Annotated in this window: 3 protein-coding genes; 2 read left to right on the forward strand and 1 reads right to left on the reverse strand. The window is 64.4% G+C overall.

The features are described from left to right. A partial coding sequence (locus AC628_RS40840) for a polysaccharide deacetylase family protein (protein WP_074132459.1) occupies nt 1-819 on the forward strand: 819 nt, incomplete at its 5' end. A gap of 245 nt (nt 820-1,064) precedes the next feature. Here the strand turns inward: AC628_RS40840 and AC628_RS40845 are convergent. Then, a complete protein-coding gene (locus tag AC628_RS40845) occupies nt 1,065-1,496 on the reverse strand; it encodes a hypothetical protein (protein WP_074132461.1) in 432 nt (143 codons plus the stop codon). 322 nt (nt 1,497-1,818) lie between these two features. Between AC628_RS40845 and AC628_RS40850 the strand changes: the two genes are divergently transcribed. Then, a complete protein-coding gene (locus AC628_RS40850; RefSeq protein ID WP_245321597.1) occupies nt 1,819-2,886 on the forward strand; it encodes a hypothetical protein in 1,068 nt (355 codons plus the stop codon). The last annotated feature ends 132 nt before the right edge of the window (nt 2,887-3,018 follow it).

Raw genomic sequence — 3,018 nt, forward strand, 5'->3', positions numbered from 1 at the left:
CGCCGGCTCCGGTGCAGGCCCCCCGTCGCGGCCGCGCCGAAATGCGCCAATCCCGATGGGCTCGGCATCAGCCGCACCGTCGTGGTCGACACCACGGGCGGCCCGGGCTTCGGCTTCCTGCAGTACAAGCAATATGACTTCCTGACTGACCATGAGGTCGTGCTGACCTTCGACGACGGTCCGTGGCCGACCACGCCCGCCGTGCTCAAGGCGCTGGCGGATGAGTGCACCAAGGCGGTGTTCTTCCCGATCGGCCTGCACACCACCTACCACCCTGATATCCTCCGCCAGGTCGCCGCCGCCGGCCACACCATCGGCGCCCACACCTGGTCGCATGCGCATCTGGCGAGCAAGAAGCTCACCGAGCAGCAGGCCAAGGACGAGATCGAGAAGGGCTTTAGCGCGGTGAAGCTGGCGCTGGGGGCTAACCCCGCGCCGTTCTTCCGCTTCCCGGCACTGGCGCACACGCCGGCGACCACAGCCTATCTCGGCACGCGCAACATTGCGATGTTCTCGGTCGACGTCGACTCCAACGACTTCAAGTCCAAGAGCTCGGATGAGGTGATCAACAACGTGATGACCAAGCTCGACAAGGAGCACAAGGGCATCATCCTGATGCACGATTTGCAGAAGCACACCGCGCAGGCGCTGCCGACGCTGCTGCGCAAGCTGAAGGCCGGCGGCTACAAGGTGGTCTGGATGAAGGCCAAGACCCAGATCGAGACGCTGCCCGAATACGACGCGATGATGGCAAAGACCGAGAAGCCGGTCGCATCGGGCCGGCCGATCGGCAACGTCGTGCAGACGGTCGCCGAGTAACGCCGCAAACACGCCGAACACGCTCAACGCAATGCGCCCCTGGATCGGATCCAGGGGCGCTTTCGTTTGCGGTGTCGACGTCGACGACCAGCAAATCACTGCGGGCGCCGGCGGCGAAGTTCCCTACCGCAGAGGCGCGCTGCCAAAATATCGAAAACAACCCCATGCAAAGGAGCTGGCGGTGCCGGCGCTCGACAAGACGCGCCGTCGCGCGCTTGCCGGGCATGACGAAACCGAACACGCGGCTACCAATAGATTCCGTGACGATGCAGCTCGCCGATGATGCGGCTCTCGGTCCAGCGCCGTTCGTGGCTGCGATGGCGCGGCCGGTGCGCGGTCGCGGGCCGATCCGGTGTCAGCCTTGCGTCCGATGCCGCTGACGGCTGGACGTTGGCCTGCTGCGCTGGCGGCTGCTGCACGGTCGGCTGAGCTTGCGGCTGCGGTGCCGGTGCAGCGGCCGGCGCTGCCCGCTCGACATATTTTGGCGCCTCCGGCGGCTGCGGTGGCGCTTCGACGGCTGATGTCACCGGCGCATCGGCAGCCTTACCCACCGTTTTGACCGAACTCGATGCGGCTGCCGGTAGCGACGCTGCCCCGCCCAACGACAGGCTTCGTTCGCCGGCCTGTGCGGAAGCGGACACCAAGACCATCGCCATGATCAGGATGAGTTTGCGCATTGTTGTTCTCCCGTGGGTGGCCGGGAGACTAGCGATGTCGAGCGACGGACTTTGTGAGATGCATCACGCCATCAAGACATCCGCTGCCAACGGGTTTAGTCCGGTCGGATTGTTGGAACCTGGTCCTATCGGTGGGGCCGTATCACCGTAGGTTATGGCCTTGAGACATGATCTCAGCACAACGCCCTTCGCCCGTGCGCGCCAGCGTCGACAGCACAGGTTTGTATGCCGCGCCTCCGACGATGACCTGGGAGATGACCTTGGGAATAGATTCGTCGGTCTGGCCTTCTCCTTCACGATGCTTGAACTCCGGAGAAACTCAGTGAGTGCATTTGAACAAGGTGGCGTCCGGCCCGGCGCCGATGGCCTGGCAAATACGGCCGCCGAAAAGCTCCGTTCGATGGTCCCGGCGGCTGGAGCGATGGCTTATCCGTTCCTGCTCGATGCATTTCACATCGCGGTCTCTCCCGCGAGCGGTCAGCTCTCGCCCGGCCGGCTGGTGCTGGCGGCGCTCTGCCTGCTGGCCGCGACGGCCGCGCCCTTGCTAGGTCTGGCCTGCGCCTATTGGATGACCAAGGCCGCGTCTTCATCGTTCGAATTGCGCGCCCGGCGACTTGCTTACATCAGTGTCGGTGCGCCGCCATTGTTCGTGCTGACTGGCGTCGGTCTCGGACTGCTGCACATCCATGTCAGCGACGAGCTCGTGTGGGTCGCGGGCTGGCTCGTCGCGTCTCTCTACGTGCTGCTCGGCGGCGAGCAGGAGCGGCCGGCGAGATCAACCGCGAGTGCTCCGTCCATTGCCAGATGGCGCGTCACGCATGGCATCGCGGCGGCGGTGATTCTGCTCTACGTCACGTTTCATCTCACCAATCATCTGCTGGGCCTGCTCGGACCCGACGTTCATGGTGCCGTGATGAGGATCGGACGCACGGTCTACCGCTCGTCCGTGATCGAACCGGTCCTCGTCGGCCTGATGCTTTTCCAGGTCGCCGTCGGCGTGCGGCTCGCCTGGCGCTGGAGCGCGCTGCCGGCGGATGCGTATCGTGTGTTTCAGATCGGCTCGGGCACCTACCTCGCGGCATTCATCGTCACCCATCTGAATTCAGCATTCGTCTCGGCGCGCGCCGTGCACCACATCGACACCAATTGGGACTGGGCCTCGGGCGCACCGACCGGCCTGATCCATGACGCCTGGAGCATTCGCTTGGTGCCGCACTACGCGCTCGGCGTGTTCTTCGTCCTCGGCCATCTGGCTTCAGGACTGCGCGGCGTCCTGATCGCACACGGCGTCGCCACCACCATTGCCAACCGGATCTGGGCAACCGGGCTCGCGACCGGCGGGCTGATCGCGATTGCGATCATGAGCGGACTATGCGGCGCGCGGATCTAGAACGTTGTTGAGCGAAGTGGGTAGGGAAAGGGCTCTAGAGCAAAATCTGACCGAATTGAATCGAGGGGGATTCCCATCGATTGCAAAATCTGATTCACCCTGTGTGCTGGGCCGGAGGTCAGCATGCATGGC

Origin of the sequence: Bradyrhizobium sp. NAS96.2 (assembly GCF_001908235.1) — a bacterium.
Taxonomy (GTDB): Bacteria; Pseudomonadota; Alphaproteobacteria; order Rhizobiales; family Xanthobacteraceae; genus Bradyrhizobium.

Excerpts from the sequence above, each read along its gene's own strand:
- AC628_RS40845 (WP_074132461.1), bottom strand. The coding sequence starts at position 1,496 with ATGCGCAAACTCATCCTGATCATGGCGATGGTCTTGGTGTCCGCTTCC.